The sequence below is a fragment of the Curtobacterium sp. MCBA15_001 genome, assembly GCF_001864835.1.
Lineage (GTDB): Bacteria > Actinomycetota > Actinomycetes > Actinomycetales > Microbacteriaceae > Curtobacterium.
On the sequence record NZ_MJGI01000025.1, the window covers coordinates 538,288 to 553,138 of the forward strand.

General features: G+C 72.8%; 18 protein-coding genes. 11 read left to right on the top strand and 7 right to left on the bottom strand.

Features of this window, described 5'->3' with window-relative positions:
• Positions 1-19 precede the first annotated feature (19 nt).
• From BIU90_RS14450 to BIU90_RS14460, 3 genes are read right to left on the bottom strand one after another with little or no spacing between them, the layout of a single operon-like run.
• Positions 20-967: a flagellar motor protein MotB gene (locus BIU90_RS14450; protein WP_071300857.1), complete on the bottom strand. Its 948-nt coding sequence runs from the start codon at positions 965-967 to the stop codon at positions 20-22.
• 2 nt (positions 968-969) lie between these two features.
• Entirely contained in the window at positions 970-1,806 is an 837-nt protein-coding gene (locus BIU90_RS14455; RefSeq protein ID WP_071300858.1) for a motility protein A, read from the bottom strand.
• Between the two features lies 1 nt (position 1,807).
• Positions 1,808-2,098, bottom strand: a complete 291-nt coding sequence (locus BIU90_RS14460) for a flagellar FlbD family protein (protein ID WP_071300859.1) — start codon at positions 2,096-2,098, stop codon at positions 1,808-1,810.
• 223 nt (positions 2,099-2,321) lie between these two features.
• Here BIU90_RS14460 and BIU90_RS14465 point away from each other — a divergent pair, with 223 nt between their 5' ends.
• The 5 genes from BIU90_RS14465 to BIU90_RS14485 all read left to right on the top strand — a co-directional run bounded on the left by BIU90_RS14465 (position 2,322) and on the right by BIU90_RS14485 (position 6,503).
• Positions 2,322-3,164 carry a DUF4397 domain-containing protein gene (locus BIU90_RS14465; RefSeq protein ID WP_071300860.1) on the top strand — a complete coding sequence of 281 codons (843 nt, stop codon included), beginning with the start codon at positions 2,322-2,324 and terminating at the stop codon, positions 3,162-3,164.
• Between the two features lie 29 nt (positions 3,165-3,193).
• Complete coding sequence (locus BIU90_RS14470) at positions 3,194-3,829, top strand: class F sortase (RefSeq protein ID WP_175470225.1); 636 nt, start codon at positions 3,194-3,196, stop codon at positions 3,827-3,829.
• Between the two features lie 89 nt (positions 3,830-3,918).
• Positions 3,919-4,482, top strand: a complete 564-nt coding sequence (locus tag BIU90_RS14475) for an RNA polymerase sigma factor (protein WP_071300861.1) — start codon at positions 3,919-3,921, stop codon at positions 4,480-4,482.
• Positions 4,479-5,252, top strand: coding sequence for an anti-sigma factor (locus BIU90_RS14480; RefSeq protein ID WP_071300862.1), 774 nt, complete (start codon positions 4,479-4,481; stop codon positions 5,250-5,252). Before BIU90_RS14475 ends, BIU90_RS14480 begins: the two co-directional genes overlap by 4 nt.
• Positions 5,253-5,405: 153 nt before the next feature.
• Positions 5,406-6,503 (top strand): DUF475 domain-containing protein, encoded by a 1,098-nt coding sequence (locus BIU90_RS14485; protein ID WP_071300863.1) that lies wholly within the window; start codon positions 5,406-5,408, stop codon positions 6,501-6,503.
• Positions 6,504-6,539: 36 nt separating this feature from the next.
• On the opposite strand, the gene BIU90_RS14490 is transcribed toward BIU90_RS14485, so the two are convergent.
• Entirely contained in the window at positions 6,540-8,129 is a 1,590-nt protein-coding gene (locus tag BIU90_RS14490; RefSeq protein WP_071300864.1) for a Na+/H+ antiporter, read from the bottom strand.
• Between the two features lie 53 nt (positions 8,130-8,182).
• Here BIU90_RS14490 and BIU90_RS14495 point away from each other — a divergent pair, with 53 nt between their 5' ends.
• The 4 genes from BIU90_RS14495 to BIU90_RS14510 all read left to right on the top strand — a co-directional run bounded on the left by BIU90_RS14495 (position 8,183) and on the right by BIU90_RS14510 (position 12,052).
• The gene (locus BIU90_RS14495; protein WP_254787061.1) at positions 8,183-9,409 is read left to right on the top strand and encodes an MFS transporter; all 1,227 of its coding nucleotides are present in this window, start codon (positions 8,183-8,185) and stop codon (positions 9,407-9,409) included.
• Between the two features lie 165 nt (positions 9,410-9,574).
• Positions 9,575-10,201, top strand: a complete 627-nt coding sequence (locus BIU90_RS14500; RefSeq protein ID WP_071300865.1) for an AmiS/UreI family transporter — start codon at positions 9,575-9,577, stop codon at positions 10,199-10,201.
• A gap of 56 nt (positions 10,202-10,257) precedes the next feature.
• On the top strand, positions 10,258-11,487 hold the full coding sequence (locus BIU90_RS14505; RefSeq protein ID WP_071300866.1) for an acyl-CoA dehydrogenase family protein: 1,230 nt from the start codon (positions 10,258-10,260) through the stop codon (positions 11,485-11,487).
• Positions 11,488-11,620: 133 nt separating this feature from the next.
• Complete coding sequence (locus BIU90_RS14510) at positions 11,621-12,052, top strand: VOC family protein (RefSeq protein ID WP_071300867.1); 432 nt, start codon at positions 11,621-11,623, stop codon at positions 12,050-12,052.
• Positions 12,053-12,055: 3 nt separating this feature from the next.
• Here BIU90_RS14510 and BIU90_RS14515 read toward each other — a convergent pair whose 3' ends face one another.
• Entirely contained in the window at positions 12,056-12,901 is an 846-nt protein-coding gene (locus BIU90_RS14515) for an ornithine carbamoyltransferase (protein WP_071300868.1), read from the bottom strand.
• A gap of 71 nt (positions 12,902-12,972) precedes the next feature.
• Between BIU90_RS14515 and BIU90_RS14520 the strand changes: the two genes are divergently transcribed.
• Both BIU90_RS14520 and BIU90_RS18895 read left to right on the top strand, forming a co-directional pair.
• The gene (locus BIU90_RS14520) at positions 12,973-13,389 is read left to right on the top strand and encodes a hypothetical protein (protein WP_071300869.1); all 417 of its coding nucleotides are present in this window, start codon (positions 12,973-12,975) and stop codon (positions 13,387-13,389) included.
• Entirely contained in the window at positions 13,386-13,556 is a 171-nt protein-coding gene (locus BIU90_RS18895) for a phosphatase PAP2 family protein (protein ID WP_254787062.1), read from the top strand. Before BIU90_RS14520 ends, BIU90_RS18895 begins: the two co-directional genes overlap by 4 nt.
• Here the strand turns inward: BIU90_RS18895 and BIU90_RS14530 are convergent.
• Both BIU90_RS14530 and BIU90_RS14535 read right to left on the bottom strand, forming a co-directional pair.
• Entirely contained in the window at positions 13,545-14,144 is a 600-nt protein-coding gene (locus BIU90_RS14530) for a GNAT family N-acetyltransferase (protein WP_254787063.1), read from the bottom strand. The two genes, BIU90_RS18895 and BIU90_RS14530, sit on opposite strands and share 12 nt — an antisense overlap.
• A gap of 7 nt (positions 14,145-14,151) precedes the next feature.
• On the bottom strand, positions 14,152-14,799 hold the full coding sequence (locus BIU90_RS14535) for a dihydrofolate reductase family protein (protein WP_071300871.1): 648 nt from the start codon (positions 14,797-14,799) through the stop codon (positions 14,152-14,154).
• Positions 14,800-14,851: the final 52 nt, after the last annotated feature.

Consider the following 14,851-nt stretch of genomic DNA (forward strand, 5'->3'; position numbering starts at 1 on the left):
GGAGTGGGGGCGGTGCCCGTCAGCGGGCGGCGGCTCCGTCCTGTGCTGCGGCCAGGGCGGGCATCAGGGCGCTCACGTCCTGGTCCTGGTTCGACAGCACCACGATGTCGACCCGCCGGTTCAGCGCGTTGTCGGCGTCGGTGACGCCCTTCGCCAGCGGGCGGCTCGACCCGAAGCCGACGCTCTGGATGTGCTCGCCCGGCATCCCGCCGCGTTCGACCAGGTCCCGCAGCACGCCGGTCGCCCGAGCGGCGCTGAGCTCCCAGTTCGTGGCGTACGGCGCGGTGGAGTTGCGCTGGTCGGCGTGCCCCTCGACGCTGACGTCGTGGCCGGCCCCCTTCAGCACCGGGGCGATGGCGTCCATGATCGTCCGCGCCTGCCCGGACAGGTCCGCGCTGTTCGTGCCGAAGTACGTCTCGCTGCCGATGAGCCGCACGGTCAGGCCACGGGCGTCGACGGTGAAGTCGACGTTGGCGGTCTGGCCCACCTTCGCCAGGTTGTCCGTGATCGCCTTCTGGATGGCCTTGAGGTCGTCGAGCTCCTTCGTCGCGGCGGCGACGTCCTGGCCGCTCGCCGACGCCGGCACCGTCGGGACGGTCGCGGCGGCAGGGTCCGTGTTCGTGTCCTTCGCGCCCGACGCCGCCGTGGAGTGGTCCGCCTTCGCGTCGTCGATCGAGTAGCCCTTGCCGTCCTTGACCTGGTCCTTCGCGACGACCGTCCCGCTGGCGGTGTCGATCTTGGCGGTCTTCACCTCGCCGAACCCGGTCGCCAGCGAGTTCTTCAGCGCGATGTACTTCTGCTGGTCCACCGTCGACATCGCGAAGAGCACGAGGAACATGCACATCAGGACGGTGATCATGTCCATGTAGGACGCCATCCACCGCTCGTCCGGGTGCTCCGCCTCGTCGTGGCCGCCCTGCTTCCGGCCGCCACGACCGCGACCGTGCCCGCGGGGGTTCGCGCTCATCGTCAGGCCGCCAGCTGCTGGTCGTCGACGTCGGCGGATGAGCCGCCCTTGCCCGCCTTGCCGCCCTTGCCCTTGCCCGCGCCGTCGTTCCGGGCGGCGGGCGGCACCATGGCCTTGAGGCGCTCCCCGAGCAGCCGCGGCTGGCTGCCGGCCTGCACCGCGAGCAGGCCCTCCATCAGCAGGGTCTGCCGGTCGGACTCGAGCTGCGCCAGCTTCCGCAGCTTGCCCCCGATCGGCAGCCACATGAAGTTCGCGGTCAGCAGGCCCCACAGCGTCGCGACGAAGGCGCTGGCGATGAGCGGCCCGAGTTCGTCCGGCTTGCCGAGGTTCGCCAGCACGTGGGTCAGCGACACGACGGTGCCGATGATGCCGACCGTCGGGGCGAAGCCGCCGAGGCCCATGAAGAACGAGCTCGCGCTCCGCATCGGTGCCGCGTTCGACTCGATCTCGTCCTCGAGCAGGATCCGCAGCTCGTCACCGTCGGTGCCGTCCGCGATGTTCTGCAGGGCCTTCTTCATGAACGGGTCGTCGTGCTTGTCGGCCTCCTGTTCCAGCGCCAGCAGCCCGTTCGCTCGGGCGACCTCGGCGAGGCCCACGACGTCGTCGATCACCGACGCGGGCGGGGTCACCTTGCCCGTGAAGGCCTTCGGGGCGGCCTTGAAGCTCGCGATCGCGTCCTTCAGGGTGGTGCTCGCGACACCGGCGCCGATGGTCGCGCCGAAGACCAGCAGGATCGGTGCCGGCAGGAAGAGCCCGCCGAGCTCGACGTGCTCCATCTCGATCATGCCGAACAGGGCACCGAAGGCGAGCAGGATGCCGACGATCGTCGCGATGTCCACGTCAGCGCCCCCCGTCGATCGAGCGCGGTGCGGGCGCGGCGTGCAGCGGGGCCACGGCGGCCAGTGTCGGCTGGGGGCCGGTGGCGTTGCCGCTGTCGGTACCGTACGCCATCGTCACGATCCGGGCGCGGTACGCGGCGATCCGGTCGATGACCTCGACCATGGACTCGCGGACGATGTACTTCGCCCCGTCGACCATGATGAGCGTCGTGTCGGGCGTCTCCTGGATGCGCTCCACGAGGTCGGGGTTGACAGCGAAGCCGCTGCCGTTGAGTCGTGTGACGACGATCATCTGGTCCGTCCCTGGTGTGTCCTCCCGCCGCCGTCCGTGGGGCAGGTCCTGCTGGCCGCCCGTCCGTGGGTGGTCAGTGCCCTCTATCGGCAGCGCCGTCGCGCGCGTTAGCCGGGCCGCTCGGCCGTCCTGTCCGCGGGTGCATCCGATCGGGGTGCTCCGGCGGTAGTGGCAGTACGGGCATCGACGACGACGCCCCGACGAACCCACCAGGAGGAACACCATGCGGAAGAACCTCGTCACCGGCATCGGCGTCGGTGCCCTGCTCGCAGCCCTCGCGCTCACGGTCCCGGCGACCACGGCGTCAGCGGCGACGTCCGACGCCACGCTCTCCGTCCTGCACGCCGTCCCGAAGACCACCGTCGACGTGTACCTCGACGGCAAGCGCGCCATCGACGACTTCGCGCCAGGCACGCTCGCCGGTCCGATGACGGTCCCGGCCGGAGCGCACACCCTGGCGATCACCGCGAGCGACGCGACCGACGCCTCCAAGCCGATCATCGGGCCCGTGGACGTCTCCCTCGCCGCCGGCAGCAACTCCACAGCCGTCGCGCACCTCGGGACGGGCGGTACCCCGACCGCGACGCTCTTCACGAACGACACCTCGGCCGTCCCCGCCGGACAGGGACGTCTCGTCGTGCGGCACGTCGCGGCGGCGCCCGCGGTCGACGTGCTCGCCGGCGGCAAGGCGGTCGTGTCGGACCTGGCGAACCCGGACGAGCAGGCACTCGTGCTCCCCGCCGGCACGGTGTCGGCCTCGGTCGCGGCCACCGGGACGACCGCTCCGGTCATCGGCCCGGCCGACGTGGCGGTGCAGTCCGGCGTCGACACGATCGTCTACGCGTGGGGCAGCCTGGACGAGAAGACCCTCGCGCTCGCCACACAGACGATCACGGGGCTCGGCAACCCGAACGGTGTGCCCGCCGGCAACGCCGGGCTGGTCGCCACGAACCGTCCGGACGCGACCACCCCGCTGCTCGTCGGCGGCGCCGTGGTGCTGCTCGCCGGGCTGACGGTCGTCGTCCTGCGTCGACGCGGCGCGGACGACCGGGCCGCGCGGCGCTGACCGTGCGGCTCCGGGCCCGGGCGACGGTGGTGATCCCCCTTGCCGCCACCGTCGCCCTGGCCTGCCTGGGCTCCCTGGCGGGGTGCTCGTCGGCGGCTCGGGTCCCCGGCGAGCACCCGCTCCCGACCGCCGTGACCGGTACGCCGACCCCGGTTCCGTCGGCGTTCTCCAGCGCGGTCCCCGAGCGCAGCGCCGCCCTGCCCACGGACGTCTCCCCGACGACCCCGCCCGTGCGGATCACCGTCGCCGGTCTGCCGATCGACCAGCCGGTCCGACCTGAGGGCGTGGACGGCACCGGCGCGATGTCCCTGCCCGCGGACCCCGCCACCGCCGGATGGTGGCGGTTCGGCCCCGGTCCCACCTCCACCGCCGGTTCGACGGTCATCGCCGCCCACGTCGACGCCGTCGGCTACGGGATCGGCCCGTTCGCCCACCTGGTCGACGTCCCCGCGGGCACCGTGGTCACCGTCACCGACGCGGACGGCACCGCGACGCACTACGCCGTCACCAGTGTCGACCTCGTGCAGAAGACCGGCGTGCCGTGGGCGAGCGTGTTCGACCAGGACGGACCGCGCCGGCTCGTGCTCGTCACCTGCGGCGGCACCTTCGACCAGGCCACCCACCACTACGGCAGCAACCTCGTCGTCACTGCGACCCCGCTGTGACCGACCCCCGACTCCCGACCGCGGACCCGCTCGGACCCCTAGCATCGAGGCAGGTGCCCACCGCGGCCACCGGAAGGCCCCACGACGACGTGACCCCCACCCCCGAGGACAGCGTGCCCGATGGCGACGCCACGCTGTCCCGTGCCTTCCGCGACGGCGACGAGCACGTGCTCCGGAGCGTCTACGCGCGGTGGTCGCCGCTCGTGCACACCCTCGCCCTGCGCTCCCTCACCGACGTCGCCGCGGCCGAGGACGTCACCCAGCAGGTGTTCGTCCGGGCCTGGCGCAGCCGTTCGACCTACGACCCCGTCCGCGCACCGCTCGGCGCGTGGCTGGTGGGCATCACCCGGAACTGCATCGCCGACGCCCACGCCGACCACGCCCGGCGGGCACGGCTCACGCTGGCCGTCGCCGGCGAGGAGGCTGCGACGAGCACGGTCGACGACACCGACGAACTCGCCGAACGCGTGCTGGTCGCGGCCGAGCTGGACCGCCTCGACGCCGTGCCCCGGTCGGTGATGCGGCTGGCGTTCTACGAGGAACTCAGCCACCGTGAGATCGCGGAACGGCTGGACCTGCCGCTCGGCACGGTGAAGAGCCACATCCGTCGAAGTCTGGCTCGGCTCCGAACACGGATGGAGGTGATCGAATGACCCACATCGACGAGGAGACACTCGCCCTGCTCGCCATCGGCGACACGGGCCCCTCCGGTGCGCAGGCCGATCACCTCGCTGCCTGCCCGGCGTGCCGGGACGAACTCGAGGACCTCCGCCGGGTGGTGTCGGTGGCCCGCAGCGCCGAGGGCGTCGCGCTGGAACGGCCGGCGCCGGCGGTCTGGGACCGGATCGCCACCGACCTGGGGTTCGACACGCGCGTGACGTCGGAGCAGGCGGTGGAACCCGTTCCCGCAGCGGCGCCCCCGACGCCGACGCCGGCATCGTCCAACGTCGCCCGGCGGTGGCGTGGTCGCGTCCGTCACCGCACCGTCGCGCTCCTGACCGCCGGGGTCGGGGTGCTCGCGCTCGTCGCCGGCACCGGACTGGGTGTCGTGATCGCCGATGGTGGGCCGTCGGGCACCGTGCTCTCACGGACGGCCCTCGACGCGCTGCCCGGCTGGAACGGCGCCGCCGGCACCGCCGAACTCGAACGCGACGGCGACGGGCAGCTCACCCTCGTCGTGGACCTCGACCACCGGGCCACCGAGGGGCGGGCACCCCTCCGCGAGGTGTGGATGATGCGCTCCGACCTGCGCGGCCTGGTGAGTGTCGGGTTCCTGGACGGCGACACCGGCCGCTTCGTGGTGCCGTCGGGTGTCGACCCGTCGCGCTACCCGGTCGTCGACGTGTCCGCCGAGGCCGACGACGGCGACCCGCAGCACTCCGGCGACTCCGTCGTGCGCGGCACCCTGCGCGCCGCGCGCTGACCGGCCCGGCGGCGGCCGAGCGCGCAGACCGGCCAGCGGGTCCACGCAAGGGGGGACGGGCCGTCACCCGATCGTCGGAACCGGCCCGGTCCTCCCGGACGATGCCCAGCCGGACCGCACGTCCAGCCCAGCTCGGGAGCGCTCCATGGACCCATGGCCAGATCCCTGCTGACCGTCCCCTTGCTCATCACCGTCGGCCTCGCCGCGGCGGCCTGGACCGTCCTCGGTCCAGCCGCCGCGCTCGCCTTCGTCGCACTCGCGCTCCTCGAGATCGCGATGGCGGCGGACTCCTCGGTGCCGATGGCCGGCATCGCCGGCCGGCTGCACTCCCCCGCGCGACGGTTGTTCCTGTCGGTCGGGATCGTCGCCGGCGTGCTCGCGATGCGGCTCATGCTGCCGCCGGCCGCCGTCGCGGTCGGCGACGCCACCGATCCGGCACAGGCGGTCACCGAGGCCGTCGTCGCCCCCGGAGCGTTCAGCGCACACCTGCAGGAGGTCCGCCCGGCGCTGGCGGCGTTCGGTGCGGCGTTCATCTGGCTGGTGTTCTCCGAGTACCTGTTCAACACGGACCGCGCGTCACGCAGGTCCTGGCTCGGCCGTCTGGAGGCTCGACTCGCCGCCGTCGCCCGACCGCGCGTCTGGTCACTGGTCACCGCCGGTGCCGGGGTCGTGCTGACGAGCGTGCTGGTCGGGTCCGAGGCGGCCTGGGCGGCTCCGACGCTGCTGCCGGTGGCGCTCGGCGGCGTCGCCGGGATCACCGCGTACCTGACGTCGAAGCGCATCGCGGCGTGGTCGCTCGGCGGCGAAGCGGCGCCGCGGTCCTGGCGGATCCACGCGTACGCGTCGACGGTCGTCTTCGAACGTGGACTGGTGGTCTTCATGCTGTTCGAGATCCTCGACGGCGTGTACTCGTTGTCCGGGTCGGGCGTGCTCGGCGCAGACGGCCTCGGATCACTGGAGCAGGCCGCGGTCGGTGCCGCCGCGATCGGTGTCGGGGCGCTGTTCCTCGCGCGGCTGACGTCGCGGTTGGACCAGGCGGCGGGGCTGAAGCGGCTCCGCTACCTGAAGGCCGGCGCGGCGTACGTGCTCGGTGTGCTGGCGGTCCTGCTCTGGACCAGCCTGCTCGTACCGGTCCCGGGCGCGCTCGTCGGGTGGTTCGGCACGGTCGTCATCGGGGCGGCGCTGGCCTCGTCGCTGCCCTGGCGGGCCTGGGCACGACGTGCCGGGGTGCGCCGGACGCGCTCCGCGTAGCGCGCGAACGGTGCAGCGTTCGTGCGCCGTGCCGGGTCAGTCGCGGTCGCCCTGGCGGAGCAGCCGGGTCTCCTCGGCGTCGTACTCGGCGCGGACCTGGCGCAGCACCAGGTCGTCGATGTCGCCGTCGTCCCGCATCCGGATCACCGCGGCTGCCTTGAGCCGGACCAGTTCGAGCTCGAGGCCGACCGCCGCACCGCGCTGCTGCAGGAGCGGGTGGTCGTCGTCGTCGCTCTGCTCGGCACGCACGAGCGCCAGGTGTCCCTCGTAGTCGTCGCGGATCCGCTGCACCACCTCGGCGTCTGCGCCGGACCGCTTCGCCAACCGGGGCAGGGCCTCCAGGGCCTCCTCGAGCGCGCGACGCTCGGCGGTGCGGCGCTCCTCGACGACCTCGTGGCTGCCGCCGAAGTCCGCCCACCGGACGACCGCCGGCAGCACGAGCGACTGTCCGACGATCGTGACCACCACGACCCCCGCGACGACGAACACGATGAGGTCGCGCTCGGGGAACGCCCCGCCACTCTCGACCATCCGCGGCACGGCCACGGCGGCCGCGAGCGAGACCGCCCCGCGGAAGCCGGTGAAGCCGCTCACCACCCGGTCGCGGTGCCCCTCGCGCGGCGACCCGCCCGTACGCAGCGTCACGAGTCGCACCGCACCCCACGACAGGTTGAGGAACGCGAAGCGCAGCACGACCACGGCGATCGACACCAGTCCGATCATGCCGAGCCCGACCAGCAGCTCCCGTGTGTCGAGCTCGCGGACCGAGATCGTGGCCTCGATGCCGACGAGCACGAACAGGGCGCCGTTGAGCAGGAACGTCGCGAAGGACCAGAACTGCCGGGTCTGCTGCCGGGTCTCGGCACGGTCGAGCTTCGGGGCGACCTGGCTGACGACCAGCCCCGCGACGACCACCGCAAGCACGCCCGAGGCACCGATGGCCTCCGCCGCCAGGAACGCGACGAAGGGCACCAGCAGGGTCAGCAGGTTCTCGAGCAGCACCGCGGAGATCCGCCGCAGGACGAGCATCCCGAGCCACGCCACCAGCAGCCCGGCCGCGATCCCGCCGGCGTACGACAGCAGCAGCATCCCCGAGACGTTCCACACCGACAGGGTCTGCTCCCCCGCCGTGACCGCGACCGCGATGCCGTAGATGACGAGGGTCGTCCCGTCGTTCACCAGGCTCTCGGCACGCAGCACGGTCGTGTTCCGCCGCGGGAGCGACCGGGTCAGGGCGCCGACCGCGGTGGCGTCCGTCGGCGCGACCGCGGCGCCGAGGACCCACGCCGGACCCCACGGCATCCCGAGCAGGTGGAGCAGCGTCGCGACGCCGCCGGCGGTCAGGACCACCAGGAGCGTGCCCATGAGGAGGATGCCCCGGAAGTTCTCGCGGATCTCCCGGAGCGAGATCGTCAGGCTCTCCCAGTAGAGCAGCGCGGGCAGGAACAGCAGCAGGACGGCGTCGGCCGGCAGTTCCAGGGTGCCGAACCCCGGGATGAACGCGATCGCGGCCCCGAACGCCAGCAGCATCACCGGCGGGGCGATCCGGAGACGCCCGGCGACGGCGGTGGTGACCGCGATCGCCGTGGCGAGCACGACGACGAGTTCGGGTGCGATGAGTTCCATGTCACCCGTGAGCCTGGCAGCCTGCACCTGTGCGCGTGGAGCAGGATCGAGGTGTGGACCTCCCGGCGACGCTGCCCTCGACCCGACTGCACCGGGTCGCACTGTTCGCGACGTCGACCATGACCGGGTTCGGGATCGCGTCCTGGATCACCAGGACGCCGTCCGTCCGCGACGACCTCGGCGCATCGATCGAGGCGATGGGCTTCGTCCTGTTCGGCCTGTCGATCGGTTCGATGCTCGGCATCCTCAGTGCCGGCGTGCTGCTGCGGCGCATCGGTCCACGCCCGCTCATCCTGGCCGGGGGCGCCCTGCCCGTGGTCGGGACCCTGCTCGTCGGCCTGCTCGCCCCGGCGCAGCTCGCTCCCGGGGTGTGGGCGGGCCTGTTCCTCATCGGCTTCGGCGCCGGCATCGCCGAGATCGGTCTGAACGTCGAAGCCGCGGCGGTCGAGCGGGTCATCGAACGCCCGGTCGTGCCGATCCTGCACGCGTGCTTCAGCCTGGGCACCGTCGCGGGCGGGGTCGTCGGCATCGCCATGACCGCGGCGCGGATGCCCGTCGTGGTGCACCTGCCGATCGCCGCGGGCGTGATGGCCGCGCTCGCGGTGACGGCAGCGCTGACGATCCGTCCGATGCCACGCGACGCCGCACCGTCCCGCGACGCCGCACCGTCCGACACAGCGACCACGACCACGACCACGACCACGGCAGCGTCGAAGCGGTCCGTCATCACGGGGCAGCTGCTGCTGATCGCGGTGATCACCCTCGCCATGGCCTTCGCCGAGGGCGCCGCGAGTGACTGGCTCCCGCTCCTCATGACCACCGACCACGACGCCCCGGAGGTCCTCGGCTCCCTCGTCTTCACCGGCTTCGCCCTCGCGATGCTCATCGGTCGTTCTGCCGGCACGCCCCTGGTCAGCCGGTTCGGCCGGGGCGCGGTCGTCCGCGCGTGCGGGATCGTCGGGCTCGTCGGGGTCCTGGCGGTCGTGGTGTCACCGACCCCCGCGGTCACCGCTGCTGCCGCCGGGGTCTGGGGCCTCGGCATCGCGCTCGGCTTCCCGCTCGCCGTGTCCGCCGCGGGCGACCACGCCACGGACGGCGACCGACGCGTGTCCGTCGTGGCGACCGCCGGGTACGTCGCGTTCCTGGTCGGGCCGCCGGCGCTCGGGTTCCTCGGCGAGCACCTGGGCCTGCGGATCGCGATGCTGGTGCCCGCCGTGCTGCTCGCGGTCACGGTCGTCGTCGCCCAGGCCGCGGGACGCCAGCGCACCGTCGAGGCCTGAGCACCCGGTCGCGCGGCCCCACGACGCAACACACGACGACACGCGAGGACACGCGACGACATCCGACGACACGGCACGGCTCCGCCGACGACACACAGCGTCACGCGACGACCAGCGGCGTCATGATGCTTCCGCTCGGGCACGCCGGGGCGCTTCGATACCGCCATGGCGCTCATCTGCTTGGTCCTCTCCGGGGCCGCCCTCCTGGTCAACGGCCTCACCCTGCTCGGGCGTGTGCCGGGCCGGGACAGCGGCGTGTTCAACGTCCTGATCGGCGGTCTGCAACTCGTCCTCTGTGTCGCCGTCGCCGTGACGGCCGACGGCTCCCTCCCCGCGCTCTTCGCGATCGCGGGCACCTTCCTGTTCGGTCTCACCTACCTGTACGTCGGCCTCGACGCCCTGTTCGGGCTCGGGTCCGTCGGCCTCGGCTGGTTCTGCGGGCTCGTCGCCGCGCTCGCCGCGGTGTTCGCGGTCCTGCACGTCGTCGACGACCCGGTGCTCGCCGTGCTGTGGGCCGGGTGGGCGGTCCTCTGGACGCTCTTCTTCGTCCTGCTCGCCCTCGGCCGGAGCGCCGTCGGCACCTACACCGGCTGGGCACTGGTGCTCGCGAGCCAGGTCACGACCACCGTCCCCGCGGTCCTCGGCCTGACCGGGCACTGGCCGACCGGGCCGGTCGCCACCAGCGTGGCGCTGGTGGTGCTGGTCGGGGTCTTCGGCGGTGCGGCGCTCCTCGCCCGGAAGACGGCCGCGCACCCCGAGGAGCACCGCACACCCGCGACCGTCACCGCCTGACCGCGACACCGACACCGACACCGACACCGACACCCCCGCCACGAGAACGGAACCCCATGTCCACCACCACGACCCCGGCCACCACCACGGCCCCGCCGACCGACGAGGCGCTGTCCGCCCGGTTCCGCCCTCTGTTCGACCGCATCGCCGCCGGTGCCTCGGAACGGGAACGCGACCACCGCCTGCCCACCGCGGAGATCCGCGAGCTCGCGGCCGCCGGGTTCGGCGCCCTGCGCGTCCCCGTCGCCTTCGGCGGCGCCGGGGCCACGCTCCCCCAGCTGTTCCGCCTGCTCACCGAGCTCGCTGCCGCGGACAGCAACATCCCGCAGGCCCTCCGCGGCCACTTCGCCCTGGTGGAGGACCGGCTCGTCGCCCGCTCCGGCCCGCGCGACGTCTGGCTCGAGCGGTTCGGGCGCGGAGAGATCGCCGGCAACTCCTGGACCGAGGTCGGCTCGGTCCAGGTCGGCGACGTCATCACGAAGGTCACGCCCGACCCCGCCGGTGGCTTCCGCATCACCGGGCAGAAGTACTACTCCACGGGCAGCATCTTCGCGGACTGGATCGACACGTACGCCGAGCGCACCGACACCGGCGAGCGGGTCATCGCGATCGTCGACGCCCACCAGGACGGCGTCACGCACACCGACGACTGGAACGGCTTCGGCCAGCAGACGACGGGCTCCGGCACGAGCACGTTCCGCGACGCCCACGTCGGCGCCGACGACGTCGTGCTGTTCGACGAGCGCTTCAAGTACCAGACCGCGTTCTACCAGGCGGTGCTGCTGAGCGTCCTCGCCGGGTCGGTCCTGGCCGCAGAGCGGGAGATCGCCCTCGAGGTCCGAGGCCGCACCCGCGTGTTCTCGCACGGCAACGCCGACACGTTCGCCGCGGACCCGCAGATCCTGCAAGTCGTCGGCGAGGTGTCCGCCGCGGGCTTCGCCGCTGAGGCGATCGTCGCCCGCGCGGCCGAGGCGCTCCAGGGCGCGTACGAGGGCGCCTCCCTCGACGACGCCGAGGACGAACGCCGCAACGACCGTGCGGAGCTCGCGACCGCGCAGGCCCAGGTCGCGCTGACCTCGCTCGCCACCCAGGCGACCTCCCACCTGTTCGATGCCCTCGCCGCCTCCGGCGTCAGCACGACGAAGAACCTGGACCGGCACTGGCGGAACGCCCGGACCGCGGGCAGCCACAACCCGTGGGTCTTCAAGGCGCGCATCGTCGGCGACCACGCCGTCAACGGCGTCGAGCCGCCGCGGGTCTGGGCCATCGGCGCGACGCGCCGTTGACGACCTGGTCGCGATCCGCGACGGACGGGAGGCGCAGTGCGGGCCCGCACTGCGCCTCCCGTCCCGTGGTCGTCCCTTGCACCGCCGCACGCACGCTGTCAAGGTGTGCTCAACCGCACCGGAGGAGCCGCTCATGCCCATGGTCTTCGTGAACCTGCCCGTCACCGACCTGGACCGCGCCAAGGCGTTCCACGAGGCACTCGGGTTCACGATCAACCCGCTCTTCACGGACGAGAACGCCGCGTGCGTCATCGTCGAGCCGGACCACAGCGCGTTCATGATCCTGACGCGCGAGTTCTTCCAGACCTTCACCGACCGGCCCGTCGGCGACCCGGCCACCAGCGTGTCGGTCACGACCGCGGTGATGCTCGACTCGCGCGACGCCGTCGACCAGACGGTGCAGGCCGGACTCGCCGCGGGTGGGTCCGAGGCCCGGCCCGCGTCGGACTACGGCTTCATGTACCAGCGGCAGCTCACGGACCCCGACGGCAACGTGCTGGAGTTCGGGTGGATGGACCCGACGGCAGCCGAGCAGGGACCCGAGGCGGCCGCGGCGAACGGGTGACCGTCACCCGAGGCCGGTGCAGAACGCCATGACGGCCTGCTGCACCGGGAGCAGTGCCGACTTGAACGCATGACCGACGAAGGCGGGGTGCTCCAGGGCGTCGGCGCTCAGCTCGCGTCCGCGGACGAAGGGCGGACACGGCGCGAGACGGACACCCGCCGGTGCACGGTCGAGCAGCGCTGCCGTGATGCGGAACGGCTCGAGCGCTGTCGCATGCGCACCCGGGCCGTCGGTCAGGACCACGTCCGCAGAACGGATCGCCGTGTCCAGGTCGTCGGTCCACCGCGCACCCGGGGTCGCCAGGTCGGCTGGACAGCACTGCAGCAGGTCGAGGTCGAGCACCCGCGACGCCTCCTGCCAGGCCCGCGCGATGTTGCCGTCGGCGCCGACGAACAGCAGTCGCGTCGACGGGAGCGCACCGAGCTGCCGGAAGGCGTACAGGTCCGCGAGCACCTCGCACGGGTGGTTCTGGTCGGTCATCGCGTTCACGACGGGCAGGGCGCGCGCGGCGTCCAACGCCTCGACGACACCGAGATCGGGGTGGCGGACCACGACCACGTCAGCCCAGTTGTCCAGGTAGTGGGCGACGTCCGCGAGGGCTTCGGGCTTGTCGAGCGTGGTGTCCGGGAACACGATCGGCTGCAGGCCCATCAGCGATGCGCCGCGCTCGAAGGTCACCCGGGTGCGGAGGCTGCTCGGCGGGAAGAACATCACCGCACTCCCCTGCGTCCTCGGACCGTGGCCGGCTCGGTAGGCGTCGGCAAGTGCGAAGACCGCCTCGACGTCGGACGCGCTCCAGTCGTCGAGCCGCACGAGCGAACGGACGGGCTGCGTCGGGGTCAGGTCCATCGGATCACCGTACCGACGCGGTTGCCCCACTGTGGGCATGACGTCCCACATGGTCCAGTCGTCCCGGCCGGTTGCTCGCTCGAGCGCACCGTCGACTCGCGCACAGGTACGGTGCGGGGACTGCTTCGGCCCTGAGCCTGGTCGTCGGTGGTGCCCTGGTCGCGGCGAGCACGGCGGGAGCGGTCACGGTCTACGACGGCGTCACCGGCCGTTCCGGCGTGCAACGGCTCGACCGTCCCGCGCTCCGGCTCGGCAAGCGGCTCCGATCCCCGGCGGTCGACCGCACCGCGGGAGCCATCGCCGACGCGTTCGGGCCGGTCGGGATGCCGGTGCTCACCCTGGCGAGCGGGGCCGCGCTGACCCTGCGGCGCGGGACGGGACTGCCGCTGGGCTTCGTCGCAGCCGCAGGGGGCGGTCCACTCCTGATGACCCTGCTCGGCAAGCGGATCGTGGTGCCGAGGTCGCCGTCGTGGTCGGAGCGGGTGTGACGGTCGTCGCGGTCGGGGTGTCGCGGGTCGTCCTCGGCGCCCACTGGCTCACGGACGTCGTGACGGGCTGGACCACCGGACTCGGGTGGGCCGCCACGGTGATCACGGCACACCGCCTGCACCTGGCCACGACGCACCACCCGCACCGCGCGGGTTCAGGGTCGTGATGCGCCGGCCACCCAGTCGGGTCGGACCAGACCCCAGACCTGCTCGTCGTGGAAGGTCGTGCCGACGCGCCACGCGCCGCGGAGCGTTCCCTCGAGGGTCATGCCGAGACGTCGCGCGACGGCAGCGCTCCGGACGTTGTCGGCCCGGCAGCGCCACTCCACGCGGTGCAGCTGCCGATCGCCCAGTGCGTGGTCGACGAGCAGACGCGTGGCCGCCGTCACGAGGCCCTGTCCCTCGGCAGCTGGTTCGAGCCAGCAGCCGATCTCGCACTGCCCGGTCGGCGCACTGAACCGCACGAACATGACGCCGCCGACCAGTCGCCCGCGCAGCCAGATGCCGAACAGGCGAGCACCGTCCTCCGCTGCGGCCCGCGCGTACCGGAGCAGTGTCGCCCGGGCGCCGTCGAGGGTGTCGGTGACGAAGGCCGGACCCACCCAGGGTCTGATGTGCTCTCGGGCGCGGTCGAGGTGGTCGGCGAACTCCCGGTCGTGCCGGGTCTCGAGCGGTCGGAGTTCGGCACCGGGTGCGATGGCCCGAGGGGACAGGGGTGCTCCTGTCTCCTCGTGCGGGTCGTCGGCGGCGAGCACCGGTTCCTCAGCGACGTCGGGTCATCGTCACGTGGACGACGCCGGACGGGGACGCCTCGGTCGTGACGGTGAAGCGGTCCTCGATGCCCTCGAGCCCGTCCCACAACCGCTCGCCGCGTCCGAGCACGATCGGCACGACCACCAGGTGCACCTCGTCCACCAGGTCGGCGGCCAGGAACTCCCGGACCGTCTGGACACCCCCACCGATCCGGACGTCGGTGCCCGGGGCGAGGTCCCGAGCGAACGCGAGTGCCTCGGCCGGGGACTGGTCGACGAAGTGGAACGTCGTGCCACCGTCCATCACGAGTGGCTCGCGGGGGTGGTGCGTGAGGACGACGACGGGCGTGTGGAACGGCGGCTCGTCACCCCACCAGCCGGTCCAGCCGTCATCCGGCCAGGGACCGCGCTGCGGACCGAACTTGTTCCGGCCCATGATCTCGACGCCGATCTCCGGGCTCCATCGTCGGGCGTACTCGTCGTCGAGCCCGGTGTCTCCGCCCTCCGCGCCCTGCATGCTGCGGAACGTCTCGGTGGCCATGAACCACTGCATCAGCCGACCGCCGGCATGGCCGAAGGGCTGCTCGAGGGACTGCTCCGCTCCGGCGCCGAAGCCGTCGAGCGAGATCGCGAAGTTGTGCACCCTGACGGTCGACATGGCGCCACAGTAGGGCTGTGCCGGGTGCTCCGTCCAGCGGAGTGACGGCGAC

Coding starts and splice junctions, on each gene's coding strand:
- BIU90_RS14450 (WP_071300857.1), bottom strand. CDS start 967: ATGAGCGCGAACCCCCGCGGGCACGGTCGCGGTCGTGGCGGCCGGAAG.
- BIU90_RS14460 (WP_071300859.1), bottom strand. CDS start 2,098: ATGATCGTCGTCACACGACTCAACGGCAGCGGCTTCGCTGTCAACCCC.
- BIU90_RS14465 (WP_071300860.1), top strand. CDS start 2,322: ATGCGGAAGAACCTCGTCACCGGCATCGGCGTCGGTGCCCTGCTCGCA.
- BIU90_RS14480 (WP_071300862.1), top strand. CDS start 4,479: ATGACCCACATCGACGAGGAGACACTCGCCCTGCTCGCCATCGGCGAC.
- BIU90_RS14485 (WP_071300863.1), top strand. CDS start 5,406: ATGGCCAGATCCCTGCTGACCGTCCCCTTGCTCATCACCGTCGGCCTC.
- BIU90_RS14490 (WP_071300864.1), bottom strand. CDS start 8,129: ATGGAACTCATCGCACCCGAACTCGTCGTCGTGCTCGCCACGGCGATC.
- BIU90_RS14500 (WP_071300865.1), top strand. CDS start 9,575: ATGGCGCTCATCTGCTTGGTCCTCTCCGGGGCCGCCCTCCTGGTCAAC.
- BIU90_RS14505 (WP_071300866.1), top strand. CDS start 10,258: ATGTCCACCACCACGACCCCGGCCACCACCACGGCCCCGCCGACCGAC.
- BIU90_RS14510 (WP_071300867.1), top strand. CDS start 11,621: ATGCCCATGGTCTTCGTGAACCTGCCCGTCACCGACCTGGACCGCGCC.
- BIU90_RS14515 (WP_071300868.1), bottom strand. CDS start 12,901: ATGGACCTGACCCCGACGCAGCCCGTCCGTTCGCTCGTGCGGCTCGAC.
- BIU90_RS14535 (WP_071300871.1), bottom strand. CDS start 14,799: ATGTCGACCGTCAGGGTGCACAACTTCGCGATCTCGCTCGACGGCTTC.